General features: G+C 50.0%; 24 protein-coding genes. 16 read left to right on the plus strand and 8 right to left on the minus strand.

Annotation, left to right across the window (positions count from 1 at the left end):
* Window positions 1–12 precede the first annotated feature (12 nt).
* The 3 genes from AT746_RS09135 to AT746_RS09145 all read right to left on the minus strand — a co-directional run bounded on the left by AT746_RS09135 (window position 13) and on the right by AT746_RS09145 (window position 2367).
* A complete protein-coding gene (locus tag AT746_RS09135; protein WP_062479489.1) occupies window positions 13–762 on the minus strand; it encodes a pteridine reductase in 750 nt (249 codons plus the stop codon).
* Window positions 763–816: 54 nt separating this feature from the next.
* Window positions 817–1674, minus strand: coding sequence for a fructosamine kinase family protein (locus tag AT746_RS09140; RefSeq protein ID WP_062479492.1), 858 nt, complete (start codon window positions 1672–1674; stop codon window positions 817–819).
* A gap of 69 nt (window positions 1675–1743) precedes the next feature.
* Window positions 1744–2367: an START domain-containing protein gene (locus tag AT746_RS09145; protein ID WP_156413662.1), complete on the minus strand. Its 624-nt coding sequence runs from the start codon at window positions 2365–2367 to the stop codon at window positions 1744–1746.
* Window positions 2368–2579: 212 nt separating this feature from the next.
* Between AT746_RS09145 and thrS the strand changes: the two genes are divergently transcribed.
* From thrS to phrB, 9 genes are all read left to right on the plus strand, one after another.
* The gene (gene thrS, locus AT746_RS09150) at window positions 2580–4496 is read left to right on the plus strand and encodes a threonine--tRNA ligase (RefSeq protein ID WP_062479499.1); all 1917 of its coding nucleotides are present in this window, start codon (window positions 2580–2582) and stop codon (window positions 4494–4496) included.
* Window positions 4497–4515: 19 nt separating this feature from the next.
* Window positions 4516–5058, plus strand: a complete 543-nt coding sequence (infC, locus tag AT746_RS09155; protein ID WP_082633206.1) for a translation initiation factor IF-3 — start codon at window positions 4516–4518, stop codon at window positions 5056–5058.
* Between the two features lie 84 nt (window positions 5059–5142).
* Window positions 5143–5340, plus strand: coding sequence for a 50S ribosomal protein L35 (gene rpmI, locus AT746_RS19635; protein ID WP_082633207.1), 198 nt, complete (start codon window positions 5143–5145; stop codon window positions 5338–5340).
* Window positions 5341–5360: 20 nt separating this feature from the next.
* A complete protein-coding gene (rplT, locus tag AT746_RS09160) occupies window positions 5361–5717 on the plus strand; it encodes a 50S ribosomal protein L20 (RefSeq protein ID WP_062479503.1) in 357 nt (118 codons plus the stop codon).
* A gap of 220 nt (window positions 5718–5937) precedes the next feature.
* A complete protein-coding gene (pheS, locus tag AT746_RS09165; protein WP_062479506.1) occupies window positions 5938–6918 on the plus strand; it encodes a phenylalanine--tRNA ligase subunit alpha in 981 nt (326 codons plus the stop codon).
* Between the two features lie 10 nt (window positions 6919–6928).
* Window positions 6929–9322 carry a phenylalanine--tRNA ligase subunit beta gene (gene pheT / locus AT746_RS09170; protein WP_062479509.1) on the plus strand — a complete coding sequence of 798 codons (2394 nt, stop codon included), beginning with the start codon at window positions 6929–6931 and terminating at the stop codon, window positions 9320–9322.
* A gap of 3 nt (window positions 9323–9325) precedes the next feature.
* Window positions 9326–9622, plus strand: coding sequence for an integration host factor subunit alpha (locus AT746_RS09175; protein ID WP_062479512.1), 297 nt, complete (start codon window positions 9326–9328; stop codon window positions 9620–9622).
* 232 nt (window positions 9623–9854) lie between these two features.
* The gene (locus AT746_RS09180; protein ID WP_062479515.1) at window positions 9855–10805 is read left to right on the plus strand and encodes a YbgA family protein; all 951 of its coding nucleotides are present in this window, start codon (window positions 9855–9857) and stop codon (window positions 10803–10805) included.
* Window position 10806: 1 nt separating this feature from the next.
* On the plus strand, window positions 10807–12246 hold the full coding sequence (gene phrB / locus AT746_RS09185; RefSeq protein WP_062479518.1) for a deoxyribodipyrimidine photo-lyase: 1440 nt from the start codon (window positions 10807–10809) through the stop codon (window positions 12244–12246).
* Between the two features lie 60 nt (window positions 12247–12306).
* Here phrB and AT746_RS09190 read toward each other — a convergent pair whose 3' ends face one another.
* Window positions 12307–12690, minus strand: a complete 384-nt coding sequence (locus AT746_RS09190) for a hypothetical protein (RefSeq protein ID WP_062479521.1) — start codon at window positions 12688–12690, stop codon at window positions 12307–12309.
* Window positions 12691–12858: 168 nt separating this feature from the next.
* Here AT746_RS09190 and AT746_RS09195 point away from each other — a divergent pair, with 168 nt between their 5' ends.
* A complete protein-coding gene (locus AT746_RS09195) occupies window positions 12859–13614 on the plus strand; it encodes a Nif3-like dinuclear metal center hexameric protein (protein ID WP_156413763.1) in 756 nt (251 codons plus the stop codon).
* A gap of 6 nt (window positions 13615–13620) precedes the next feature.
* Window positions 13621–14385, plus strand: coding sequence for a methyltransferase domain-containing protein (locus AT746_RS09200; RefSeq protein WP_062479527.1), 765 nt, complete (start codon window positions 13621–13623; stop codon window positions 14383–14385).
* On the opposite strand, the gene AT746_RS09205 is transcribed toward AT746_RS09200, so the two are convergent.
* Both AT746_RS09205 and AT746_RS09210 read right to left on the minus strand, forming a co-directional pair.
* Window positions 14369–15355, minus strand: coding sequence for a 2-hydroxyacid dehydrogenase (locus AT746_RS09205; protein ID WP_062479530.1), 987 nt, complete (start codon window positions 15353–15355; stop codon window positions 14369–14371). The two genes, AT746_RS09200 and AT746_RS09205, sit on opposite strands and share 17 nt — an antisense overlap.
* A 17-nt stretch (window positions 15356–15372) precedes the next feature.
* Window positions 15373–15870 carry a glutathione peroxidase gene (locus AT746_RS09210; protein ID WP_062479533.1) on the minus strand — a complete coding sequence of 166 codons (498 nt, stop codon included), beginning with the start codon at window positions 15868–15870 and terminating at the stop codon, window positions 15373–15375.
* A gap of 88 nt (window positions 15871–15958) precedes the next feature.
* Between AT746_RS09210 and AT746_RS09215 the strand changes: the two genes are divergently transcribed.
* Window positions 15959–16828: an NAD(P)-dependent oxidoreductase gene (locus AT746_RS09215; protein ID WP_062479537.1), complete on the plus strand. Its 870-nt coding sequence runs from the start codon at window positions 15959–15961 to the stop codon at window positions 16826–16828.
* Between the two features lie 11 nt (window positions 16829–16839).
* On the opposite strand, the gene AT746_RS09220 is transcribed toward AT746_RS09215, so the two are convergent.
* Window positions 16840–18498, minus strand: a complete 1659-nt coding sequence (locus AT746_RS09220; RefSeq protein WP_062479541.1) for a DUF342 domain-containing protein — start codon at window positions 18496–18498, stop codon at window positions 16840–16842.
* A gap of 55 nt (window positions 18499–18553) precedes the next feature.
* Window positions 18554–19984, minus strand: a complete 1431-nt coding sequence (sbcB, locus tag AT746_RS09225; protein WP_062479545.1) for an exodeoxyribonuclease I — start codon at window positions 19982–19984, stop codon at window positions 18554–18556.
* Between the two features lie 164 nt (window positions 19985–20148).
* On the opposite strand from sbcB, the gene AT746_RS09230 reads away from it, so the two are divergent.
* From AT746_RS09230 to AT746_RS09245, 4 genes are all read left to right on the plus strand, one after another.
* The gene (locus AT746_RS09230) at window positions 20149–21171 is read left to right on the plus strand and encodes an isoaspartyl peptidase/L-asparaginase family protein (protein WP_062484110.1); all 1023 of its coding nucleotides are present in this window, start codon (window positions 20149–20151) and stop codon (window positions 21169–21171) included.
* Between the two features lie 111 nt (window positions 21172–21282).
* Window positions 21283–21702: a CBS domain-containing protein gene (locus tag AT746_RS09235; RefSeq protein ID WP_062479548.1), complete on the plus strand. Its 420-nt coding sequence runs from the start codon at window positions 21283–21285 to the stop codon at window positions 21700–21702.
* A gap of 82 nt (window positions 21703–21784) precedes the next feature.
* Window positions 21785–25624, plus strand: coding sequence for an ATP-dependent RNA helicase HrpA (gene hrpA, locus AT746_RS09240; RefSeq protein ID WP_257721083.1), 3840 nt, complete (start codon window positions 21785–21787; stop codon window positions 25622–25624).
* Between the two features lie 96 nt (window positions 25625–25720).
* Complete coding sequence (locus AT746_RS09245; RefSeq protein ID WP_062479554.1) at window positions 25721–26020, plus strand: PilZ domain-containing protein; 300 nt, start codon at window positions 25721–25723, stop codon at window positions 26018–26020.
* The last annotated feature ends 33 nt before the right edge of the window (window positions 26021–26053 follow it).

Below are 26053 nucleotides of genomic sequence, written 5' to 3' on the forward strand. Positions count from 1 at the left end.
CTCTGAAATACACTAAAGAGGACCGTTACCAGCAAGGCTGCGGCCACCATCTACTTTCAGGATCTGGCCGGTTACGTAAGCAGCGTTCAGCAAAAAGCCTACTGCGCCGGTAATGTCCTCTATGCCACCCATGCGCTGCAAAGGCACCTTTGCCAGCACCGCGCTTTTTTCCTGCTCAGAGATCTCTTTACTCGGCCATAAAATGGCACCGGGAGCTATAGCGTTGACTCTGATATCCGGTGCGAGTTCCACTGCCAGAGATTCAGTCATACTCACCAGTGCCGATTTGGCCATGCAATATACGCTGTGTGCAGGTAACGGCCGCAATGCATGAATGTCTGCCATATTAATGATAGTGCCTTGCCGGCTTTTAAGCTCGTCGCTAAGGGCCTGAGATAAAAATAACGGCGCCATAGCGTTGCTGCCCATCAGGGTATGCCAGTCCTGCTGTTTAATCTGACCTATGGGGGTCGGATAAAAAGCTGAGGCGTTGTTGATTAATCCGTCCAGGCGGCCAAATGCCGCAGGAATTTCCTCTGCCAACCGGCTTAAATCCCGGTGTTCACAAAGATCCCCGCTGACCAGCGCTGCAGACCCTCTGCGCCGGGCATTAAGTGTCTGTTGCAGCGTTTTAGCTTCATCCAGCGAATGCTGACAATGCAGTACAACGCGATAGCCCTGTTGATGAACAAAGCGGGCGATGGCGGCTCCCAGGCGTTTGGCGCTGCCACTGATGAAAATCACTTTTTGTGTGTCTTGCATAAAGGTACAGATGGATGATGGAGAATACGGGGCACAGTATGCAAAGCCGCGCTGTTAGTCCATATTATTTAGCTGGCTCTGGGCACTGTGGATATACTGGCCCCCAAATAACAGAGCGTGATTGAGGTTGTGATAAAGCTGGTAAACAGGTTTGCGATACTGGTACTGGTCACTTAAGGGCCAGATTTCTTCATAGCCCTGATAAAAGGCCTCGGGGAAACGGCCAAAAAATTCGGTCATGGCAATATCTGTCTCCCGGTCACCGAAATAAAAGGCCGGATCGTACAGCACTGGTTTGTTTTTCCAGAACCCGGTATTTCCCTGCCACAGATCGCCGTGCAGCGGTGAGGCCGGAGGAGTATGGCCTGCCAGTAATTGTCTGACCCGTTCAACTACCTTGTCGACATCGACCTTCAGAACGCCTTTCTCAACCAGTAATTGCAGCATATAGCCGATGCGCTGCTCAGCGAAAAACTGACACCATTTCTTTTGCCAGCCGTTGGGTTGCAGGGTGGCACCGATGTAATTATCTTCCTGCCAGCCGTACATCTGCTGATGATCTGACTGATGCAGTCTGGCCAACTGTTGCCCGAACAGATGCCATTGTTCGTGGCTACCCTCCTGCATATGCAAATACTCCAGTACCAGAAATCCGGACTGGGAGGTTTTGCCTACGCAGATAACCTTAGGTACTTTGAAGAATTGTCCCTGATTCAGCTTTTCCAGGCCGGCCGCTTCTGTTTCAAGTCGTGTGAGCTCTGAAGTATCTGCGACTTTGACGAAGAAACGGCGCTGGCCGTCGGTAATGCGAAAGGCGCGGGTATAGAATTGCTCGTGTAACTGGCGAATATCATCACAGATAAAATCCTGTCCCAGCTGCTCGCTGATCTGTTCACTGATAAAGTGCCACATAGGAACTGAATATAAGATGAAACTTGCTCTTAGTATGGAACAGATGTCAGGGCCGTGATCAAAAATTTTCTATTTCTTTACCGTCTCTGTCTGGCCCAGTTTATCTGCGAGATTGTTGAAGGTTTTATAAGTACCTGAAACCAATAGAGAACGTGACAACCATCGGGGGATATTGCCCGCTGCATCACCACTTCCCTGATAGCAAATCAGAGTGTGATCCTGTTGCGGTAGCAGGCGCCATAAGCCATTAACGTTCAGCATTCTGACCGTTTCGGGGGTAACAGGGTGACGGTCACTGGCATCGGAAATTTCAATTCTCAGTTCTGAGTCATCAGGGGCACTGACAATGCGCGAAAGCGTCACCATATCTCTGTCCTTTACCGGCCATGGGGCGTTAAAGATCGTGTGCACTAAATCTTCGTTTGCTTTGGGTTGTTCCAGCAAAGTGACTTGTCTGGCGCTATGGATCCATTCAGGGGCTTTTTCGGTGTCTCTCAGTAAAGTCAGAAAGGCTTCAGGAGCGCTTTTCACCCGGGTGATGGCGAGAATTTCAAAGCTGTTTCCCGCCCTTCGGGCATAGACTTCGACATTTTCATCTGCCTTACGCTCTTCCCATCCCTGTGAGGGGGTAAGACATGCAGCCTCGATAAACAAGGCGCAGCAAAGTAGCGTCAATAACAGTGAAAATTGCATCTGAGTGCCGAAATGGATATAGTTGGCCGGATCCTGATATGGCAGATAAACGCACTGCAACCGCCTTATACGCTATATCGGGGTACATGTCTGATTGTAGCAGACAACGATGCTGATAAATGAATTTTGTATCAACACCCGCCAGGGTGTTTTTTATTGATTAAAAGAAACAAGTGGCGCTTGGTTTGTGTCACCACTGTTGAGGAATTTACATGCCCCTGATTACGCTTCCCGATGGCAGTCAACGCCAGTTTGAACAACCCGTTTCTGTGTTAGATGTAGCCAATGATATCGGCCCGGGCCTGGCCAAGGCCACCATTGCCGGCAAGGTAGATGGAAAACTGACCGATGCCTGCGATCTTATTCACCATGATGCCAGCTTACAGATCATTACTGCCAAAGATGATGAGGGGCTGGAGATCATCCGCCATTCCTGTGCCCACTTGCTGGGTCACGCCATTAAGCAGCTGTGGCCTGATACACAAATGGCCATTGGCCCGGTTATCGACAATGGCTTCTATTACGATGTGGACCTGGATCATGCCCTGAGTCAGGACGATCTGGATAAACTAGAGAAGCGCATGCTCGAACTGGCTAAAACCCAATACGAGGTGGTGAAAGAGGTGGTCAGCTGGCAACAGGCCAGAGATACTTTTGAGCAGCGGGGCGAACCCTACAAGATGCAGATTCTGGATGAGAATATCAGCCGCGACGACAAGCCGGCGCTGTATCATCATCAGGAATATACCGATATGTGCCGCGGCCCTCATGTGCCGGGCATGAAGTTTTGCCAGCACTTCAAGTTAATGAAAGTGGCAGGCGCGTACTGGCGCGGTGACAGCAACAATAAAATGTTGCAGCGGGTGTATGGCACCGCCTGGGCCGATAAGAAGCAACTCAAGGCCTATTTGCAGCGCCTGGAAGAAGCGGAAAAACGCGATCACCGTAAAATAGGCAAAGCACTGGATTTATTCCACTGGCAGGAAGAAGCGCCGGGCATGGTGTTCTGGCACAACGATGGCTGGACTATCTACACCGAGCTGGAAAAGTATATTCGTGAAAAACTGCGCGAATATGAATACGACGAAGTAAAAGGCCCGTTGATGATGGACCGCTCTTTGTGGGAGAAGTCCGGTCACTGGGACAAGTACGCCGAGAACATGTTCACCACAGAATCTGAAAAGCGTGAATATGCCATTAAGCCCATGAACTGCCCTGGCCACGTACAGATCTTTAACCAGGGGCTGAAATCCTATCGCGATCTGCCTTTGCGGATGGCCGAATTTGGCTGTTGTCACCGTAATGAGCCCTCCGGTGCATTGCACGGATTGATGCGGGTACGTGGATTCACTCAGGACGATGCACATATCTTCTGTACCGAAGAGCAGATCCTCGCTGAAGTCGGCAGTTGTATCGATATGGTGTATGAAACCTACAAGACTTTTGGTTTTGAAAAGGTTGCGGTAAAGCTCTCTACCCGCCCTGAAAAGCGCGTGGGCAGCGATGAAATCTGGGATAAATCAGAAAAGGCACTGGCCGAAGCACTGCAGGCCAAAGACATTGAGTTCCAGTATCTGCCCGGAGAAGGCGCCTTTTACGGCCCCAAGATTGAATTTACATTGCATGACTGTCTGGAGCGTGCCTGGCAATGCGGTACTATTCAGCTTGATTTCTCGATGCCGGGCCGTCTTGGCAGCACTTATGTGGCCGAAGATGGCGAGCGTAAGGTGCCGGTGATGATCCACCGTGCGATTCTGGGGTCACTGGAGCGTTTTATCGGTATACTGACCGAAGAGTATTCGGGGTTGTTTCCATTATGGCTGGCGCCGACTCAGGCGGTGGTACTAAATATTACCGATAATCAGGGTGAATATTCACGTAATGTGGTGAAAAAGTTACAACAATCGGGACTTAGAGCAAAGTCTGACTTGAGAAATGAGAAGATAGGCTTTAAAATCCGCGAGCACACTTTACGGCGAGTGCCGTATATGCTGGTTGTCGGTGATAAAGAAATGGAAGCTGGCGAGGTAGCAGTACGGACGCGCAAAGGTGAGGACTTGGGTAAATTGAGTGTTGAAGACTTTATTAAGCTTGCAACACAACAGGTCGATAGCAAACTAATTGATTAATTTCGTGGAGGAATAGCACATTAAAGGCGCTAACAATCGGGGTCAAGATTCGGCAAAAGCCCGCATTAACGAAGAAATAAAACTAAAAGAAGTTCGTTTGATCGGTATGGATGGTGATCAGTTGGGGATTGTATCTCTGACTGAAGCATTGGAAAAAGCAGCTGAAGTAGAGCTGGACTTGGTTGAGATTAGCCCCAATGCCGAGCCGCCAGTCTGTAAGATCATGGACTACGGCAAATTCCTTTTCGAAAAGAGTAAGGCTCAGAAAGAGCAAAAGAAAAAGACAAAGCAAATTCAGGTCAAGGAGGTGAAATTCCGCCCTGGCACTGATGAAGGCGATTACCAGGTCAAACTGCGCAACCTGCGTCGCTTTCTCGAAGGGGGTGATAAAACCAAAGTCACGATCCGCTTCCGCGGCCGTGAAATGGCACACCAGGAGATTGGCATTGATCTTCTCAATCGGATTAAAACCGATTTGGAAGAACTGGCCACCTGCGAGTCTTTCCCCAGAAGGGTGGAAGGCAGACAGATGATCATGGTGCTGGCCCCCATTAAGAAGTAGTAAAGGTTTACAAGTATTTTGGTGACTGCGCACTAAAATCACCTTGCTGCTGGTTTTTAACATTAACAATGCGGAGTTTTAGCAATGTCTAAAATGAAGAGTAACAGCGGTGCTGCGAAGCGATTCAAAAAATCAGCTTCCGGTCGCTTTAAAACAAAACAGTCTCACTTGCGTCACATTCTGACCAAGAAGAGCTCTAAGCGTAAACGCCACTTGCGTGGTAAAAAACTGGCCCATGATTCGGATACTGCGTTAATCCAACGCATGTTGCCGTACGCTTAAGCACAAAGGAGACTTAAAAGATGGCAAGAGTAAAACGTGGTGTTATTGCACGTGCCCGTCATAAAAAGGTACTGAAGCAAGCCAAAGGTTATTACGGAGCCCGTTCACGGGTCTATCGCGTTGCTGTACAGGCGGTTACCAAGGCCGGCCAGTATGCATACCGTGACCGTCGTCAGAAGAAACGTCAATTCCGTCAACTGTGGATTGCACGTATCAATGCGGCCTCCCGTCAGAATGGTTTGTCATACAGCCGTTTCATTAACGGTCTGAAAAAGGCGTCTGTCGAAATTGATCGTAAGATCCTGGCCGACATCGCTGTACATGACAAAACAGCTTTCAGCGCACTGGTAGAAACTGCCAAAGGCGCATTAGCTTAATTTAAACCATTAAGCTTAAGTTCTTTCTTGGGAAACGGGGAGCCGGATGCTCCCCGTTTTCTTTTCCAGAATCAGAACTACATTCCTTGCTTGCGCAGAATAGTTACAACAATGCGAAAGTGTAGCGATAAGCTGGTGAAAAACCGGCGTTTTCGTGTAAAATCCCTCTTTTATTTTTCTCTCGTGACCCTCTCACGATTGCTTATTTTTCGGAGTAGACATGGATCTTGATGCGATCAGCAAAGAGGCCGAAGCGCAGATCAGCAATGCAGCAGATCTGAACAGTCTGGACAAAGTCAGAGTCGAGTACCTTGGCAAGAAAGGCCGGTTGACTGAATTGCTTAAGGGGCTTGGCAAACTTTCTGCACAAGAGCGCCCGGCTGCCGGTGAACGAATCAATAAAGCCAAACAGCATATTCAGGTTTTAATCAATCAGCGCGGTGAATTACTCCGTCGTCAGGAACTTGATGCCAGACTGGCAGAGGAAAAGATCGATGTCACTCTGCCAGGCAGGGGCAGACAGCCTGGTGGTTTACACCCGGTCAGTCGCACTATCGCCCGTATTGAAGACTTTTTCGGTGAACTGGGTTTTGCAGTAAAATCCGGTCCGGAAATTGAAGACGGTTTTCACAACTTCGATGCCCTGAATATTCCGGCCAATCATCCGGCGCGGGCCGATCATGATACCTTTTATTTTAACCCTGACCTGATGCTGCGTACGCAGACCTCAGGTGTGCAGATCCGCACCATGGAAGCGGAGAAGCCGCCGCTGAGGATCATTTCTCCGGGCCGTGTTTACCGTAATGATTACGATCAGACCCACACGCCAATGTTTCATCAGGTAGAAGGGCTGATGGTGGACAAGAACGTCAGCTTTGCCGAGCTTAAAGGCATTCTGCATGACTTTCTTAATCATTTCTTCGAACAGGAAATGCAGGTTCGTTTCCGGCCTTCTTACTTTCCCTTCACTGAGCCTTCCGCTGAGGTGGATGTGATGGGGCAGAACGGCAAGTGGCTGGAAGTGCTGGGTTGCGGCATGGTTCATCCAAATGTACTTAAAGCGGTGAATATCGATCCCGAGCAATATACCGGCTTTGCCTTTGGTATGGGTGTTGAACGCCTGACCATGTTGCGCTATCAGGTCAATGATCTGCGCGCTTTCTTCGAAAATGATCTGCGCTTTTTGAAACAGTTTAATTAGGATTCGGTGAATGAAATTCAGTGAGAAGTGGTTAAGAGACTGGGTTAATCCGCAAATATCCAGCGACGAACTGGCCGAACAGTTATCTATGGCCGGGCTGGAAGTGGATGGCACTGAGGCTGTTGCTCCGGCATTTTCCGGTGTCGTGGTGGGTGAAGTAGTGGAATGTGGCCAGCACCCTGATGCGGATAAATTGCAGGTAACCAAAGTGGACGCAGGGCAGGGTGAGCTGTTGGATATCGTCTGCGGCGCGCCGAACTGCCGTCAGGGACTGAAGGTGGCGGTCGCCGTTGTTGGTGCCGTATTACCTGGCGATTTTAAGATTAAAAAGGCCAAACTCCGTGGCCAGCCCTCCAATGGCATGCTCTGCTCCTGGTCTGAGCTGGGCCTCTCTGATGATCACGATGGCATTCTGGAACTGCCAGCCGATACCCCTGTGGGTACTGATTTTCGCCAATTGCTGCAATTAGATGATATCAGCATCGAAGTGGACCTGACCCCAAACCGCGCAGATTGTCTGGGTATTAAGGGTATCGCAAGAGAGGTTGGGGTACTGACCCGGACCGATGTCAATCACCTGGCGATTGAGCCTGTGGCGCCGGTCAGCGACAGTAAACGCAATATTTCCTTGCAGGCCCCTTCAGCCTGCCCCCGTTATCTGGGCCGGGTTATCGAAAATATCAATATGGACGCCGTCACACCGCTGTGGATGAAAGAAAGACTGCGTCGCAGTGGTATTCGCAGCATCGATCCTGTGGTGGATGTGACCAACTATGTATTGTTGGAGCTGGGTCATCCCATGCATGCCTTCGATAACGATGTGCTTGAGGGCGATATTCTGGTACGGCTGGCCACGCCAGAGGAAAAACTGGTGCTACTGGATGGTGAAGAGGTCGGACTGAATACCGATACGCTGGTGATTGCCGATGAGAAGAAACCTCTGGCTATGGCCGGTATTTTCGGCGGTAAAGCCTCAGGTGTTACCGATAACAGCCGTAATATTTTCCTGGAAAGTGCATTTTTTGCCCCTGATGCCATCATGGGCCGCGCCCGCCAGTATGGTCTGCATACGGACGCATCCCATCGTTATGAACGCGGCGTTGACCCACAGCTTCAGCGCGACGCCATGGAACGGGCCACGGCTTTATTGCTGGAGATAGTCGGCGGTACACCGGGCCCTGTGGTTGAGGCGAAAAGTCAGGCCGATTTGCCGGCGGCGGCAAATGTGAGTTTGCGTCGTGACAGGCTGGATAGGGTCATAGGACTTCATATCGACGCCGACAGGGTCAGCGATATTCTCAAACGCCTGGGCTTTGAGGTCAGTTACAGTGAAAACGAGCAGCGCTGGCAGGTCAGTGTACCCTCCTATCGTTTTGATATCAGTATTGAAGAAGATCTGATTGAAGAAGTAGCACGGGTCTACGGTTATCATAATGTGCCGGAAGTGGCCCCGGTTGCCAGTCTGAAAATGAATGGCCAGCCCGAGCAGCAAACGCCCCTTAGCCTGCTGAAGCAGCGTCTTATCAGTGCTGGCTTTCAGGAGGCTATTACCTATTCGTTTGTCGATCCTAAAGTGCAGCAGAGCCTGTTCCCTGATTTAACGCCTCTGGACCTGCCTCATCCTATTTCTGTGGACATGTCCTCTATGCGGGTCAGCCTGTGGCCCGGTTTGTTGCAGGCGGTGTCCTACAATCAGAAGCGTCAGCAATCGACGCTGGCGCTGTTTGAGACTGGCCTGCGCTTTGTGCCGGATAGCAGTGAAACCACTGGCGTTCGCCAGCAGGCGGTGATCGGTGGGGTGATGGCGGGATTACGCCAGGCTGAACACTGGGATCTGCAAACCACTGCAGTGGACTTTTTTGACCTGAAAGCGGCGGTTGAGAGCCTGTTGGCAACAACCTCTGCGCCGCAATCTTTCAGCTTTAAGGCGGTTCAGCATAGTGCATTGCATCCTGGGCAGGCTGCAGCGGTGTATCGTGGAGATCGTCAGATAGGCATACTTGGTGCCTTGCATCCACAGTTTGAGAAGTCGCTGAAGTTAAATGGCCGGGCCTTTGTGTTTGAAATCGAACTTGAGGCTTTGTGTCAGCGCAGTCTTCCCCAGGCTGAGGAGATCTCCCGTTACCCTGCGAACCGGCGGGATATCGCTGTTGTTGTCGATGAACAGCATGCATTGGGAGATATATTACGATGCATAGAAAAATTTGGCGGAAATCAACTAGTTGGCCTAAACTTGTTTGACATCTATAAGGGTAAAGGTATTGCCGAAGGGCACCATAGTCTGGCAATATCAATGACTCTGCAGGATCCGGCGAGAACTCTCGAAGAACATGAGATTCAGGCTGTGGTAGAACGTATTCTGGCTGCATTGTCAGAAAAATTTGGTGCATCTCTGAGGGATTAAATTATGGCGCTGACCAAAGCCGATATGGCGGAACATTTGTTTGAAAAACTAGGCATTAACAAACGTGATGCTAAGGACCTGGTGGAAGCGTTTTTTGAGGAAGTCAGAGAAGCGCTGGAATCCGGTGAACAGGTCAAATTATCAGGATTTGGCAACTTTGATCTGCGTGAGAAGAACGAACGGCCCGGGAGAAATCCTAAAACCGGTGAAGACATTCCCATCAAGGCCCGTCGGGTAGTGACTTTCCGACCCGGACAGAAGCTGAAAAGCCGGGTTGAAAGCAGTAAGCCCCTAAGCTGAGCTGACTATAAAATACAGAACGCACCTTAAAAGGTGCGTTTTTTGTATTCTACGTTTATGCAGATCACACTATGCGCCAGTCAGCTGAAGATCGCCTGAAACGCTCCGGACATTTACCGGTGTTTAGTGCGTAGACAGATTGATCTTAAGCCCCGGATTAACGTACAAGGTTGATTAAATCAGTCTGTGGGCGTTCAGGTGCCCGCTGTTAAACTCAGGTAGTGTTAATGTCATGGCTCATACCATCAATAAACCTTTAGTCGGCATCAGCAGTTGTGTGCTGGGAGAAAAAGTGCGTTATGACGGCGGTCATAAACGCTCGGCTTTTGTTACGGATTCGCTGGCTGATTTTGTCCGTTTTGTGCCCGCCTGCCCGGAGATGGGTATTGGCATGCCGGTGCCCAGACCCACTATTCATATCAGAGAGATAGATGAGCAGCAGCGATTGACCGACAGTCGCGATGCGAATTTGGATCATACCGACAAAATGCAGGCGTTTTTTTCTGCAAGATTACCGCAACTAAGCAAACTCGATGGTTATGTTCTGGCGGCCAAGTCTCCAAGTTGTGGTATGGAGCGAATCAAGGTTTACTCAGATAAGGGCGAATTGCTGCACCGCAAGGGGCAGGGGCTGTTTGTACAACTGCTCAAACAACAATTTCCTGACCTGCCAATGGAGGAAGATGGTCGCCTGAATGACGAGGGGTTAAGAGAGAGTTTTATCACCCGTTTATTCGCCTATCATGATTTTCGCCAGCAGGTTACTGAACAGCTCAGCACCGGAGCTCTGGTGGGTTTTCACAGCCAGTACAAAATGCTGGTGATGGCATACAACCCTCAGGCTTATCAGGCTCTGGGCCGGTTGGTTGCCGGGGCCAAAGGTCAGGAAGAGGTCACCGCCCGCCAGTACCTGACATTGATGATGCATGCATTGAGCAAGCCCACCAACAGGCGTAAACATACTAATGTGCTGATGCATTTTCAGGGCTATTTTAAAAAGCAGCTGGATAAAGCGGATAAGCAGGAATTATCTGAACAGATAGATAAATACCGGCGCGGCTATCTGCCCTTAATGGCGCCGGTGACTTTGTTGCGCCATCATCTTAAAAACCATCCTAATAGCTATCTGCAGCAACAGCGTTATTTACAGCCTTATCCTGAAGCGCTGGGGTTAAGGGGCTAATATGTCTGCCTTAGTCTGGTTAAGAAGCGATCTGAGATCTGTCTGGCATTCACCTTTTAGTTATGCGACTGAGCATCACAGTGAGGTGAGTGCAGTGTTTTTTGTTACTCACAAGCAATGGCAACATTATGGTCTGGCCACCATTAAACTGGATTTGCTGGTACGCAGACTACTGGAGCTGAAAAATGAGTTACAGGCCAGAGGCATCGGGCTGAATCTGGTCAGCGTACCAACCTTTGCTGATATTCCTGAGACACTGGCAACATTATGCCGGGAACATGACATTACCAAGCTGTACTTTAACGCCGAGTATGAATTGGATGAGCGCAACAGAGATAAAGCGGTTAAGGTCAGGCTGGCTGAAGAAGGCGTCGAATCTGGTGTGTTTCATGATACCTGTGCCTGTCGCCCGGATAAGATTCTGAATCAGAGCGCTGAGCCCTACAAGGTGTTCACGCCCTATTTTAAGGTCTGGCTGGAGCAACTTAAATCTACATTAATGCCGGTTCCCGGCATTAAAAAGGTCAGTCAGAGTCAGATATTTAAGCAAAGTCTGAGCACCGATGAGGATTTGATATCCGGGTTGTTAACCCAGGAGTCTGATGACTGGCCTGCTGCTCAGGAGGCGATATTGCAGCGCTTGTCCGGATATCTTGAGGAGGATGTGGCTGAATATAACGAGCTGCGGGATATTCCGTCACAACCTGGTACCAGTAAGCTTTCACCATACTTCTCAATGGGCTCGCTAAGCCCGGTGCAGGTCGCTAATGCCATGCTTAACCGCTTTGGTGATAAGCTGTTTGAACCTGGTGGTGGTGCCTATACCTGGCTGAAGGAACTGGCCTGGCGGGATTTTTATCGCTATGTGATGTATCACTTTCCCCATGTCTGCCGGCACCAGTGCTTTTCAACTAAGTACGATAGCTTTGCTTGGCAATCAGACAAGATATTGTTTAAAGCCTGGTGTGAAGGTCAGACCGGTTATCCTATTGTGGATGCAGCCATGCGCTGCCTGAATCAAACGGGCTGGATGCATAACCGGTTGCGGATGGTGGTTGCGAGTTTTCTGGCCAAGCATTTGCGATTGCCCTGGCGCTGGGGTGAAGACTATTTTATGAATAAGCTTATTGATGGCGATTTTGCCTCCAACAACGGTGGCTGGCAATGGAGCGCATCCACAGGTACTGATGCCGCTCCCTATTTTCGTATATTTAATCCGGCCAGCCAGGGTAAGCGCTACGACGAAGAGGGCGAGTTTTTATTGAAATGGGTGCCTGAGCTATCGGCTGTACCGAAAAAATACCTGCATGAGCCACAAAAATGGTCAGAGGCTGCCAGCCTTAATTATCCGGTGCCTGTGGTTGAACATAAGCAGGCTGTGAGTGAGACCAAGGCTCAATTTGCGAATTTTCTCAGGTCGTCCACAGAGTCTCAGAAATAAGACAAAAAAAGCGGCTTGTCAGCCGCTTTTTTTCTGTTCAGAGTTTTCCTTACCGGTTTCTTACCGGGGCAGGCGACACTGATGATCTTTATTCGTCAGTTGTTCGGCCCACATGGCTTTAACTGAAAAGTCAGAGCTTTTGGCTTTTTTAGCTTTCTTGGCTTTTGCCGGTGCTGCTGCTTTTTTCGCAGCAGGTTTGGCTTTTTCTTTGGCCGGAGCAGCCTTTTTCTCAACCGCTTTCTCTGCCTTTGCAGCCGGAGCTTTGGTTTTCTTGTCCGCAGAGAGTGAATCGGCCAGTTCTTCCAACTGAGCCAGGCGCATATTCTTGCCGCCATCTACGCTGTACCAGCCGCCTTTGGCTTCCAGTTTTGGTGCTTTACCCTTCGCAGCTTTATAGGCAGCGGTGAATTTTTCTATGACTTGCTCTTTATCCAGTTTACTCATAATTAGAGATCTCTTAATACTTTTATCAGTACCTTTATTTTGAGTGATTAAAAACGCAGAATGGGTATGTATACCTTTAACAAGGCAGAATGAGTATATATACCTTGTTTGCTTTTTAATGTCTAATTTTCACCCCATTTGTTAACAAAACAGGCGATTTTTAACGTGATAGTGCGAGATAAACTGACTGAGTATCTGAATAAACTGCTTTCTCCTGACAGCATCAGGGACTATTGCCCAAACGGTTTACAGGTTGAGGGTAAAAGCCAGATCCATAAGCTGGTGACCGGTGTCACCGCCAGTCAGGCTCTGATTGATAAGGCAATTGCAATCGATGCAGATGCCATTTTTGTGCACCATGGCTATTTCTGGAAAGGAGAAAACCCGTGTATTAAGGGCATGAAAAAGCGCAGACTGGCCAGTTTGCTTGCTCATGATATAAACCTCTATGCCTATCATTTGCCGCTGGATATCCATCCTGTGCTTGGCAATAACGCACAACTTGCACGGCTGCTGGATATTCAGGTCAGCGGTGGACTGGACGCCACTGATCCGAAATCTGTTGCGATGCGCGGGCGCTTAGAGACCCCGCTGTCGGTGTCCCAGTTAAGCGAACGAATTACCCGGCGCCTTGCCAGACAGCCTCTGACAGAGGCGAATGAAGACAAGCGCATCAGCACGGTGGCCTGGTGCACGGGCGGTGGGCAGGGCTTTATTGAGCAGGCTGCAGAGCAGGGCATCGACGCCTTTATTACCGGGGAAGTGTCTGAGCAGACCATACATACGGCCAGAGAGGCGGGTATTGCATTTTTTGCAGCAGGCCATCACGCTACCGAGCGTTATGGTGCTAAAGCAGTCGGGGAACACCTGGCAGGGCAGCTTGATCTGCAGGTGGAATTTATCGATATCGACAACCCGGCATAAATATTCATGAATAAACAATGGCAACAGGATCAGAGTTTTGATCAGATAGCTGATAAGTTCGAAAAGAATATCTATGGCACCAGCAAGGGCCGGTTACGACATGAGTTGCTGCTGCATTATCTGCATCAGCATCTCCCGGCGGGCTCGCTTGATTGCCTTGATGCCGGTGGTGGCACCGGTGTGATGGCAAAGGAGATGCTGAGTCTGGGGCACAGGGTACTGGTGAATGATATTTCTGGTCAGGCCCTGGAAATGGCACAGAAAAAGCTCTCAGGGTTTCCTGACGTCAATTTTCACTGCGGTGCGCTGCAAAGTCTGGAACCTGAGCGAAATTTTGACCTGATTCTTTGCCATGCGGTGCTGGAATGGCTCAGTGATCCTTTCGATGCTTTAACCCATCTGCTAAAGCGCTTAAAACCCGGTGGCTATCTGTCCTTAAGTTTTTTTAACCGGGATGCCCATCTGTTCAGTAATTTGCTGTATGGCAATTTTGATTATATCGATAAAGACTTTGTGGTCAGCAACAGAGTGCGGCTTAATCCGAACAATGCCTTACCACCTTCTGAGGTACTGGATTTTATACAGAAGGCGGGGCTGGAGATCAGACACAAGGCAGGAATACGCTGCTTTCATGATTATATGCGCGATAAAACCATGCAAAGCAGTCACTACCAACAAATCAAAGCCAGAGAAATCCAATATGGCTCGACCCACCCCTATTTATGGCTGGGCCGGTATTTTCATCTGATAGCCCTTAAACCAGAAAGCTGACTTCATCCCGCTCGCCTCTGGCTGCCAGGGTCAGGTTACGCATGGTGGTTTCGGCAATCTGTTTCAGTGCCTGTTGGGTGAAAAAGCCCTGATGACCAGTGATCAGCACATTGGGGAAGGTCAGCAAACGCAGAAACACATCGTCCTGGATAATCTCACTGGATAAGTCTTCAAAGAACAAATCACCTTCCATTTCATAAACATCCAGCCCCAGATAGCCAATTTTCTCTGTCTTCAGACCGCGGATCACGGCACTGGTATCGATCAGGCCGCCTCTGGAGGTGTTGATCAACATCACACCATCTTTCATCTGCGCGATGCTGGCATCGTTAATCATATGGTGAGTTTGCGGTGTTAAGGGGCAGTGCAATGAGATAATCTCAGATTCACACATCAACTGTTCAGGCGTGACATAACGGGCGCCCAGAGTGACCGCTTCTTCTGATTCAACCGGGTCACAACATAATACGGAGCAACCTAAGCCCTTTAAGATCCTGATGGTGGCCACACCAATACGGCCGGTACCGATAATACCCACAGTTCTGCCATGCAGATTAAATCCCAGTAATCCCTCTATGGAAAAATTGCCTTCTTTAATCCTGTTATAGGCTTTGTGCAGTTTGCGGTTCAGGGTCAGTATCAGCGCCAGCGTATGTTCGGCAACCGCTTCAGGGGAATAAGCCGGTACTCTTGAAACACTGATACCGCACTCTTTAGCCGCATCCAGATCGATATTGTTAAACCCCGCACAGCGCAGGGCAATGTGTCTGATGCCCTGCTGTTTTAGCTGCTGGATTACCTCTTTATCTAATTGATCGTTCACAAATACGCAGATGACATCGAAATCCGCGGCCAGTGGCAGAGTTTGCCGGTTAAGTCTCGCTTCAATAAATTGCAGATCGAAGTCCTGATTAGCCTGTAGCAGGGAATCCTTGTCATACTGTTTGGCACTGAACACACCGACTTTCATATACTTGCGCTCCTTTGCTAAATGGATTCACCGGCAATCAGGGCTTCAATATCCTGCCTGATCTCATCGGGTTTGGTGGTAGAGCCATAGCGTCTGACCACATTTCCCTGTTTATCTACTAAAAATTTGGTGAAGTTCCACTTGATACTTTTACTCCCCAGCACACCGCGGGCCTTGTCCTTAAGATAGTTGTATAAGGGTTCGGCCTGATCGCCATTAACATCCACTTTTTTAAACAGTGGAAAGCTGGTCTGGTAGTTTAGATCGCAGAATTGCTGGATCTGTTCTTCAGAGCCGGGTTCCTGACCGCCAAACTGATTACAGGGAAAGGCCAGGATCTCCAGCCCCTTATCGCGGTAATCCCGGTAAAGCTGCTCCAGTCCTTCGTACTGAGGCGTAAAGCCGCATTTGCTGGCGGTATTTACGATCAACAGCACTTTATTGCTGAAGTCCGCCATAGATTGTTTGTTGCCATCGATTTTTTCCACTTCGAAGTCGTACAGGCTTTCTGTCATAATTGTTCCCTGGAATATGCGGGGCTGAAACTACTGCTCAGCATAACATTTTAAATTTGTATCAAGGTATCACAAGAAGGAAAATCCCATGGGGCAGAAAGTCGCATTTATTGGCTTGGGGGTAATGGGTTATCCCATGGCGGGCCATTTGCAGAAATCCGGATATCAGGTTTGCGTCTATAACCGCACCGCGTCAAAAGCCAGTAAATGGGTTCAGGAATATGCAGGTACAATGGCGGATAGCCCCAGGCAGGCTGCAGAAGGCGCAGCGCTCGTCTTCGTCTGCGTCGGCAACGATGATGATCTCAGATCTGTGGTGCTCTCAGAGCAAGGGGCGCTGGCTGGAATGAGCCCCGGCACCGTGTTGGTTGACCATACCACTGCATCAGCCAAAGTGGCCAAAGAGCTTTATCAGATTGCACAGCAGCGACAGATAGGCTTTCTTGATGCGCCGGTATCCGGTGGTCAGGCAGGAGCCGAGAATGGCGTACTGACGGTAATGACTGGTGGAGACCCATCGGTTTTCGCTGATGCAGAACCGGCCATGCAGGCTTACGCCCGTTGCTGCAAGTTGCTGGGACCTGCTGGTACAGGGCAAATGGCAAAAATGATGAACCAGATTTGCATTGCCGGTGTAGTGCAGGGATTGGCTGAGGCGCTGAATTTTGGTCAGCAGGCAGGACTGGATTGTGAAGCTGTGGTTGAGGTGATCAGTCAGGGTGCGGCGCAGTCCTGGCAGATGCAGAATCGTTATCAAAGTATGCTCAAAGGGGAATATGACTTTGGTTTCGCTGTAGACTGGATGCGTAAAGATCTGGATATTGCCCTGCAACAGGCCAGAGAACTGGGCGTGACATTGCCACTCACTGCTCTGGTGGATCAGTTCTACGCAGATGTTCAGAACATGGGCGGCGGCCGCTGGGATACCTCCAGCTTACTGGCCCGGTTACCTAAGTAACCGGACCGTCATTAATCTGGCTTAAAGTGCCATTGATGCTCGAAATAATAAACCTGGCCGTTAGCATATTCGCGGTCAGCTTTCCAGGTTCGGTTATTGAGCTTTAGCACTACCCCGGGGTGAATCTTCTTGCTCGCCCGCATGCGGGTGATAAGCAGATAATCATCCTTGGCCTTACGCAGGGCTTCCGTCTTTTTGGTGACCCAGTCGAGCAGCTTCTCTTCGCCTTTGTACAGGCTCATGATGCGGTTAACTTTTTCAGAAAGCTCTTTGGGCATGCGCTTCTTCCTGATGATGTCGACCTTGCCTTTATGGCGATAGTAGTTGTTCTGAAGCTGTTTCAGCAGCTCTTCAAACTCATCTTTACGTTCTATCAGGAAGTTATAGCCATCACTGAAATCAATAAACAGGTTAGAGCCGGAAACCGCGCCGATAACGCCGGCCTTAATTTCATCCTGGCACTGAATTTCACAACCAAACAGATTGCCATTGGGATTTTCCATCGGGCCAACTATGACACCGCCGCCGCAAACGATGCGGCTGTGAGCTAACTGCTTGCCGACGGTCACATTGCCACTACAGCTGATATCCAGTCCCTGCCCATGCTGAACATGCACACTGCCTTTGGCAATTAGCTTGGTATTATACTCTGTGGTATCAGTATCACTCTGCTTGCCCATGGCCCCCTGAGTAATGATGATGTCGCCACCGGCCTGGATGTGAGCCGATTCGACAAAACCGTTAATGGTTACATCACCGGTGGCAATGATGATCATTTTCTCGGTGACATCACCGTTTACGATTACCGCACCTTCGTAGTTGATATTACCAGTGCCGACATTGACTCCTTTAGTGATGTAGGTTTCATCCACCCACATGTCACCATTCTGGAATTTCGGCATACCGGATATTTCAGCCAGCAACAGATTCTCATCATCGGGGCTGACGACAATACCACTGCCTGCTTTGATTGGCAGCCACTCTCCGGCCACCGGAGTCAGGGTTTCTCCCCGCACTGTATAGCCGTTCCGTCCATCACTGGGCGGTAACCTTTGTAATACCGGGGTTCCGGCTTTGACACAGATAATGTCGCCCAAATCGCGCATATCGACCCGGCTTTTGCTGACTTCCTGGGGCTGCAGAATTCTTTCCAGTGCATTGGGCACCAGCGGTGAGAGTCGGGAAGGGCGCCCGTTCCTGGCTGGCAGGCCTTTGGCGATAATTTCCCGTATCACTGTACCTGGTGGTTCTTCCTTGTTGGCTCTGTCTACAATGCGCCGCAGATGGTTTTTACCTAAACCTTTGCGGATACCGGCTTTGCGGGCAAGTTTGACGAGTTGGATTACGGCTGGGTTTTTGCCACCCTGAGCGGTAGTCATAACGATTTCAGCAGCCATATCCGAGTCCAGCATAACAAACTGAACTTCGGCATCGCGTTTTTCTGCAATGCGCTCGTCTATGATTTTGTGGCTGTTGTTCTCTTTGGCATTGTGGACTTCCTGCTCAATTTTGACCAGGGAGCCGTCGAACACCAGAAAGTCTTTTTGCTCACTGTCCTGCAGCAACTGTAACATGTCGCTGGCTTTCAGCTTGCCTTTTACTTCACTGGTATCGACTCTGATCCTCAGAAACAGACCACTGTCTTCTAATGTGAGGGTAACTCCGTCCATACTCCAGCCTGAATTTACCTTGTGCTATCTAGTTATCGACAGCCACAGCCTAACGTTAAATACTCTGTGCATATTGATACAGTGCGCGCAAAATTGCCAGTTTGTTTGCATCCTGTGCATTAAGCTCACCGAGTCGCTCTATTTCCTGCAGATATTCCTGCATTTTTATACTGCCAGGCGAATCGGGATCTAAAAGTCTGAACTGCCTGTGTCGCTGCCATTGTTCCAGCTCATTGGCGTTTAAGGTAGCAGGATAGTTGCGGGCTCTGTATCTGAATAATAATGTATTCAGACGGTTATCATCGAACTTCCAGTTTAGTGAGGCCAGTTGCTCCGGATGGCAGTGATGGACCTGTTCAGCCTTGCTCTTATCCGCATCAGAAAGAAAGCCGCCGGTATACAGCGCATGATCGGCATCCCGTTGCTGGTCGTCTCTTGGCGTATCAAAGACATCCTGTAGTTTTTGTTCCAGTCCCTCGCTGGCTTTGATCTTATCCAGATTGCTCAGGCACACAGCGCGGTTGATCCCCAGCCGCTGCGCATTTTCCTGGGTCAGGGTTTTCGCCGGTGCGATTACCGGACACTTATTGATATGGATAAGCTTGATCGGCAGGCGCTGCTCGTTTTCATCCAGCAACGCCTGAGGGGTATAGAGTTTTTCTCTGAGTTCTCCGGCAGGTAAGTCAAACAGGGGCTGGGGATCTAATGCCAGATTAAGGGCAATAATGGCATTTTTATTAGTCGGGTGCGGGCAAACAGGTACCACCCAGGTACAACAGCCATTAGCTGCGGGTAACTTAGAGGAAATATGTACCAGCGGCGTCTTATGCTGCCAGTCAATCAGCTTGCTGACTTCCTTTTTTAAACGCAGATTGAAAAGATACTCGTAAAGTTTAGGGTGTTTATCTCTGATTAATTTTGCCAGAGCAATTGTGGCATAGACATCTGACATAGCATCGTGGGCATCCCGATGAGATATATCATTGGCTTCACTTAAACGCTCCAGACGAAAGCTGGGGGTGCCATCTTCATTAGTTGGCCAGTTGATGCCTTCGGGTCTCAGTGCATAACAGGCCCTGACCAAATCGATGATATCCCAGCGGCTGTTACCCTGCTGCCACTCGCGGGCATAGGGGTCATAAAAATTACGGTAAAACAGGTTACGCGTAACCTCGTCATCGAAGCGAATACTGTTGTAGCCTGCAGCGCAGGTCCCGGGCTCTGAGAAGATTGCGTGAATCTTGTTAGCAAACTCTGCTTCAATCATTCCATCACGCAGAGACTGCTGCGGGGTAATGCCGGTAATCAGACTTGCCTGGGGTTGAGGCAGGTAATCGCTGGGGATCTGACAGTAAAAATTGACCGGTTTACCGATGATATTCAGCTTAAGGTCGGTTCTGATACCGGCGAATTGTACCGCAGGATCCTTGGTCGGATTGGCACCCCAGGTCTCGTAGTCGTGCCAGAAAATGGACGGGTCAGACAATGTTACTTCCAGTGTTGTTGCTTATGCCCTGCATCAGAGCAAATCAGCGCGTTAAACTCAAGTTATATACCAACCCACGCAGATAATTGTCTACTCAGCGAGCGCTGTTATCTACGCGGATTGGTATTATGATAACCTGCAGCAAAGTCATCGGAGAACTAAAAATGAAAAACGCACTTTTACTTACCAGCTTTTGTTTCTTAGCTTTTGTGCAGCAGGGGGCGATGGCTGAAACGACAGGGCAAAGTCCCATTGCTATCGTTATTCATGGTGGTGCAGGTACCATTAACCGGGCCAATATGAGTGAGGAAAGGGAACAGCAATACCGGGCCAAACTGGAGCAGGCGATTAAGGCCGGTCACGCCCTGTTAGCACAGGGTGCTAGCAGCCTGGATGCGACTATAGCGGCTATTCAGGTCATGGAAGAATCGGAACTGTTTAACGCCGGCAAAGGTGCGGTATATACCTATGAAGGCGCTCATGAACTGGATGCCTCGATTATGTGGGGCAAAAACCGCCAGGCTGGTGCGGTGGCAGGGGTGAAAACCATCAAAAGCCCTATTGCTCTGGCCAGAGCCGTAATGGAAAAGTCTGATCACGTTATGCTCAGTGGCCGCGGCGCAGAAACCTTTGCAGAGTCGCTGGGATTTGAAAAAGTGCCGAATACTTACTTCGACAGTGACGCTCGTTTTGAACAGCTGCAAAAAGCTAAAGAAACCCTGAAACTCGATAAAACGGCGCAGTCAGACCCTCTGCTGCTGGATTACAAGTTCGGCACGGTAGGGGCGGTAGCGCTGGATAAAAATGGTAATCTGGCGGCGGCCACCTCTACTGGAGGTATGACTGCCAAGCGATGGGGCCGTATTGGTGACTCCCCGGTTATCGGTGCCGGAACCTTTGCCGATAATCAAAGCTGTGCGGTGTCGGCGACCGGACATGGTGAATATTTCATTCGCTACAATGTCGCTGCGGATATCTGTGCCAGAGTGGCGTATCAGAAGGTTACTGCGGCACAGGCGGCGGATGAAGTGATCCACAATGTACTCAAGCCTGTGGGCGGTACAGGCGGTGTTATTGTGATGGATAACAAGGGCAATATCAGCCAGCCATTTAATACTCAGGGCATGTACCGGGCCAGCATCGACACCCAGGGCAAGCTCAGTGTCGGCATTTATGGGGAAGAATAGCTTTATGGTTGTTTTTGCAGGATAAATTGACGATAAGCCGGGAATAAATCTGTTTCGGGGTCTATCTTTATAGTGACGTATCACTAAATTGACAATAACAGAGGAAGCGCGATGGAATCCTTGAAAGTCAGCGATTATATGAACCCCAGACCTGTCACTTTTACCCGTGATATGACGGTAGCACTAGCGGTAGAAAGATTATTGCAGGCGCACCAGACGGGGGGCCCGGTTATCAATGAGCATCGTAAACTGGTGGGGTTTTTATCTGAGCAGGATTGTCTGACCAAGATGCTGGAGTCCAGCTATTACCGGGAACAGGTGGCCAGAGTGGCTGAGATCATGCGCACCGAAGTGCTTTCGATCAAACCTTATATGTCTATTATTGAGCTGGCTCAGCAGATGCTGCATGAAAAGCCCAAAGTATATCCGGTGGTAGACGATGACGGGTATCTGCTGGGCAGTATTACCCGCTCTCAGGTATTACATGCCATGGATATTCAGTTGCATGCTGGTTATAAACGGGCAGGCTGAAAAGTTTATTCTCAGTTCAGAGTAGAAATCCTGCCCGCCATCTTCTAGGATCGTCGCCTTTATCACGACACAGCGGTTTCTATTGTCCACTGCAACTCTCAGACAACGTATTCAACAGTGCATGAGTTCTGAGCGTCATGCACTGCGTATGGCGTTAAAAGAAACAACCAATAATCCACAAGGCCTGCAAAAGCTCGAAGCACGAATTGCCGCTTCAGAAGCTCGCAGGCAGTCCCGCGAGCAGCAAAAACCTGACATAGACTATCTGGATCTGCCTGTTACCCAGAGCAGGGATGAAATCGCCAGGGCCATTGACGAGAATCAGGTGGTGATTATTGCCGGTGAAACCGGATCCGGTAAAACCACCCAAATTCCCAAAATTTGTCTGGAGCTGGGCCGGGGTGTTGCCGGGCTTATTGGCCATACACAGCCCAGGCGCCTGGCGGCCCGCACTGTGGCTAACCGGATTGCCGAAGAACTGGGCAGCAAGTTGGGTGAAACCGTAGGTTACAAGGTTCGCTTTACCGATCAGGTGAGTGAAAACAGCTATATCAAACTGATGACCGACGGCATATTACTGGCCGAGATCCAAAGGGATCGCTTTTTAAACCAGTATGACACCATCATTATCGATGAGGCTCACGAGCGCAGCCTTAACATCGACTTTATCCTCGGTTATCTGAAGCAGCTGTTACCCAAACGGCCCGATCTGAAACTCATCATCACCAGTGCCACAATCGATCCGGAACGTTTTGCCCGCCATTTTGATGATGCCCCGGTGATCACTGTGACGGGCCGCACTTACCCGGTTGAGGTACGGTACCGGGCGATGGACGAGGCGGAGGATAAAGACAGAGATCAACTGGATGCCATTATCGACGCCGTGAATGAGCTGGCACGGGAAAGCCATGGCGATATTCTGGTGTTTCTGGCCGGTGAACGGGATATCCGCGATACCGCTGAAGGTCTGAAACGCCAACAATGGCGCAATACAGAGATATTGCCATTGTATTCACGCCTGACAAACGCCGAGCAGAACCGCATTTTCGCGCCCCACAGCGGCCGGCGCATTGTACTGGCCACCAATGTGGCAGAAACGTCACTGACGGTACCGGGAATCAAGTATGTGATCGATCCCGGCTTTGCCCGTTTATCCCGTTACAGCTTTCGTAGCAAGGTGCAGCGTCTGCCTATCGAAGCGGTGTCCCAGGCTTCAGCCAATCAGCGGGCAGGGCGCTGTGGACGTGTTTCTGAGGGTATCTGTATACGCCTTTATTCAGAACAGGATTTTTTATCCCGGCCGGAATTTACCGACCCGGAGATCCTGCGCACTAATCTGGCCTCGGTGATCCTGCAAATGCTGTCTCTTGGCCTGGGTAATATTGAGGCCTTTCCATTCTTGCAGGAGCCGGATAGCCGTCATATTAAAGATGGCTTCAGGCTGTTACATGAACTGGGCGCAGTCAGCTCAGCCAAAAGCGCCACAAAACTGACCTCATTGGGGCGTCAGATTGCCCGTTTGCCTATTGATCCCCGTTATGCCCGGATGCTGGTGGAAGCGGCGTCACTGAACTGTCTGCAGGAGGTTATTATTATCGCTGCAGGCTTATCCATTCAGGATCCCCGCGAGCGGCCCCATGATAAGCGCCAGGCAGCCGATGAAGCCCATAGTCAGTTTGCCGATAAGGAGTCGGATTTTCTGTCTTACCTGAAGCTCTGGTATGCATTCAGGGCCGAGCAGAAGCAGCTTACCAATAACCAGTTACGCAAATGGTGTAAGAGCCATTTTATAAATTATCTCAGATTGCGGGAATGGCAGGATATTGTCAGTCAGCTCAAGCAGGGCATTGTCGAACTCGGCTTTCGCCTTAACAGCGAAGAGGCCGACTATGAGGTGATCCACCAGGCGATGGCCAGCGGGCTGTTATCCCATATTGGTTTTAAAGATAAAGAGCGTGAATATCTGGGCGCGCGCAACAGCCGTTTTATGATCTTTCCCGGCTCTGGAGTAGCTAAGGCCGCTCCAAAATGGGTCATGGCAGCAGAGTTGGTGGAAACCTCGAGGCTGTTTGCCCGGGATGTGGCGAAAATTGATCCCACCTGGCTGGAGAGATTGGCCTCACACCTGACCAAGTCCCATTATTCTGAACCCTACTGGTCGAAGAAACAGGGAGCGGTGATGGCGATGGAGCGTGTCACCCTGTTCGGACTGGATATTGTGCGCGAAAGGCGGGTTAATTACAGCCGTCTGGATCCTGTTATCAGCCGGGATATTTTTATTCGTGAAGCACTGGTCAATCTGGATACCAAACTGAATCAGGAGTTTCTTACTCATAACCAGCAATTGGTTGAGCAGGTTGAAGAGCTGGAAGCCAAATCCAGACGACGGGATATTCTGGTGGATGAAGAGCATCTGGTGGCGTTTTATCAGCAGCGCCTGCCCCAGGATATTTGCACCGAAGCGGGCTTTCGCAAGTGGTGGTCCAGACAACAGGATAAGGATTGCCTTAAATTCAGACTGGATGAACTGATGCAGCAGGATGCCGACCATATCAGTGCGCTGGATTATCCCGATCACTGGCAACAGGGCAATCTCAGGCTGCCATTGGTGTATCACTTCGATCCTAAAGATCCTGACGACGGGGTCAGCGTTCTGATCCCCCTGCCTCTGCTGAATCAGGTGGTCAACAAAGGCTTCGACTGGCATGTGCCGGGGTTAAGAGAAGAGCTTATTACTGCACTAATCCGTGGATTGCCGAAGCGCATGCGGCGTAATTTTGTACCGGCGCCGGATTACGCCAAAGCCTGTATGCAGAGGATCGAACCTTGCGATACGCCGTTCCTGGATGCGCTGACACAGACCCTGAAAAAAATCACCGGCGTTGAAGTACCCGAAGAGGATTGGCAGTGGCAAAGTCTGCCGGTGCATCTGCAAATGCACTTCAAGGTAGTAGATGAAAAAGACCAGGTGCTGGCTCAGGATAAAGATCTGAATCTGCTGCAGCAGAAGCTGCAGGACAAGGTGAAACAGACTCTGAAAAAGGCGGCGACGCCGAAACTGGAAAAATCCGGGCTGACACAATGGTCGGTCGGTGAATTACCGGCTGAGTTTGTAAAGGGGCAGGGCAACTATCAGGTTAAGGCCTTTGTGGCATTGAGTGATGACAAGACTTCCGTCTCGGTCAGACTCTTTGACCAGCCCTGGCTGGCCGCTCAGGCCCACCGCCAGGGGCTGAAACGCCTGCTGTTACTGAATTTGCCGTCACCGGTTAAATACCTGCAACAGAAACTGCCGAATAAGGCCAAACTAGGCCTGTACTTTAATCCTTTTGGCCAGATTCATGCGCTGATAATGGATTGTATTGACGCCGCAATGGATACGCTTATCGGCCCACAACCGCAACAAATCAGAACCCCTGAGCAGTTTGAGCAATTACAGCAGCAGGTGGCCGGTGAGCTTAATCCACTGGTGCTGGATATTGCGGTAAAAGTGGAGAAAGGCCTGACTACGGCCCACCAGGTGCATAAAAAGCTTAAAGGCAATATTCCGCTGAATATGATCAGTGCCACCGGTGATGTTAAAGCGAATCTGGATGAGCTGGTGTACCCGGGATTTGTCAGCGAAGTGGGAGTTGCCAGGCTGGATGACTGGAACCGTTATCTGCAGGCTATCGCCAAACGACTGGAAAAGCTCAGTATCGATGTATCCAGAGACAGGCAGCATCAGCTGGAAATTGAAAAGGTGCAGGCTGCCTGGCAGGCCTGTTTAAACAAGCTGCCCAAAGGGCAGCCGGTACCTGAACAATTAGAGGAAGTGAAGTGGATGATCCAGGAGCTCAGGGTGTCATTTTTTGCTCAGCAGCTGGGCACAGCCTATCCGATTTCCCAGAAGCGCATCCTTAATCACTTACAGCAGTTTTAAGCTGTTTGATTGACAACATCAGGTGGGCGCAATATAAAGGTGGTGTGCGATCAAAGGGGCAGTATCCCAATTGGTACTAAATGAGAGGGACGGGTTATGCTTGGCTATGATGATAAGCGGGATTTTTTCCGTATGATGGTAAACAGCAGCTGTGAGTTGGTTATCACAGATGATGAATCGAGCAGGAGCGTATCTGCTATTTGTAAAGACTTAAGTGCCACCGGCATGTCTTTCGAGGTGGATGAGTCTATTGAACTGGGTACGGTGGTGCAGGCATTACTGGAGTCTACCAACAGTCAGATTCCGTCACTTAATGCCAAAGCCAAGGTGGTGCGCTGCGAACCCGCCAGTGACTCCAGTTATGTAGTAGGTGTAGAGATTATTGAGATGCGATAATCAGCCCGGGCCAGAGTATTCCGGCCCTGCGTC

It is taken from the genome of Lacimicrobium alkaliphilum (genome assembly GCF_001466725.1).
GTDB lineage: Bacteria > Pseudomonadota > Gammaproteobacteria > Enterobacterales > Alteromonadaceae > Lacimicrobium > Lacimicrobium alkaliphilum_B.

What these genes read in the sequence shown, in the direction of transcription:
- AT746_RS09180 (WP_062479515.1), top strand. Translation starts at nt 9,855, where the DNA reads ATGGCTCATACCATCAATAAACCTTTAGTCGGCATCAGCAGTTGTGTG.
- AT746_RS09245 (WP_062479554.1), top strand. Translation starts at nt 25,721, where the DNA reads ATGCTTGGCTATGATGATAAGCGGGATTTTTTCCGTATGATGGTAAAC.
- AT746_RS09220 (WP_062479541.1), bottom strand. Translation starts at nt 18,498, where the DNA reads ATGGACGGAGTTACCCTCACATTAGAAGACAGTGGTCTGTTTCTGAGG.
- AT746_RS09210 (WP_062479533.1), bottom strand. Translation starts at nt 15,870, where the DNA reads ATGACAGAAAGCCTGTACGACTTCGAAGTGGAAAAAATCGATGGCAAC.
- AT746_RS09215 (WP_062479537.1), top strand. Translation starts at nt 15,959, where the DNA reads ATGGGGCAGAAAGTCGCATTTATTGGCTTGGGGGTAATGGGTTATCCC.
- thrS (WP_062479499.1), top strand. Translation starts at nt 2,580, where the DNA reads ATGCCCCTGATTACGCTTCCCGATGGCAGTCAACGCCAGTTTGAACAA.
- AT746_RS09140 (WP_062479492.1), bottom strand. Translation starts at nt 1,674, where the DNA reads ATGTGGCACTTTATCAGTGAACAGATCAGCGAGCAGCTGGGACAGGAT.
- AT746_RS09235 (WP_062479548.1), top strand. Translation starts at nt 21,283, where the DNA reads ATGGAATCCTTGAAAGTCAGCGATTATATGAACCCCAGACCTGTCACT.
- AT746_RS09230 (WP_062484110.1), top strand. Translation starts at nt 20,149, where the DNA reads ATGAAAAACGCACTTTTACTTACCAGCTTTTGTTTCTTAGCTTTTGTG.
- AT746_RS09200 (WP_062479527.1), top strand. Translation starts at nt 13,621, where the DNA reads ATGAATAAACAATGGCAACAGGATCAGAGTTTTGATCAGATAGCTGAT.
- AT746_RS09135 (WP_062479489.1), bottom strand. Translation starts at nt 762, where the DNA reads ATGCAAGACACACAAAAAGTGATTTTCATCAGTGGCAGCGCCAAACGC.
- AT746_RS09175 (WP_062479512.1), top strand. Translation starts at nt 9,326, where the DNA reads ATGGCGCTGACCAAAGCCGATATGGCGGAACATTTGTTTGAAAAACTA.
- pheS (WP_062479506.1), top strand. Translation starts at nt 5,938, where the DNA reads ATGGATCTTGATGCGATCAGCAAAGAGGCCGAAGCGCAGATCAGCAAT.
- AT746_RS09190 (WP_062479521.1), bottom strand. Translation starts at nt 12,690, where the DNA reads ATGAGTAAACTGGATAAAGAGCAAGTCATAGAAAAATTCACCGCTGCC.
- phrB (WP_062479518.1), top strand. Translation starts at nt 10,807, where the DNA reads ATGTCTGCCTTAGTCTGGTTAAGAAGCGATCTGAGATCTGTCTGGCAT.
- AT746_RS09205 (WP_062479530.1), bottom strand. Translation starts at nt 15,355, where the DNA reads ATGAAAGTCGGTGTGTTCAGTGCCAAACAGTATGACAAGGATTCCCTG.
- rpmI (WP_082633207.1), top strand. Translation starts at nt 5,143, where the DNA reads ATGTCTAAAATGAAGAGTAACAGCGGTGCTGCGAAGCGATTCAAAAAA.
- pheT (WP_062479509.1), top strand. Translation starts at nt 6,929, where the DNA reads ATGAAATTCAGTGAGAAGTGGTTAAGAGACTGGGTTAATCCGCAAATA.
- AT746_RS09145 (WP_156413662.1), bottom strand. Translation starts at nt 2,367, where the DNA reads ATGCAATTTTCACTGTTATTGACGCTACTTTGCTGCGCCTTGTTTATC.
- rplT (WP_062479503.1), top strand. Translation starts at nt 5,361, where the DNA reads ATGGCAAGAGTAAAACGTGGTGTTATTGCACGTGCCCGTCATAAAAAG.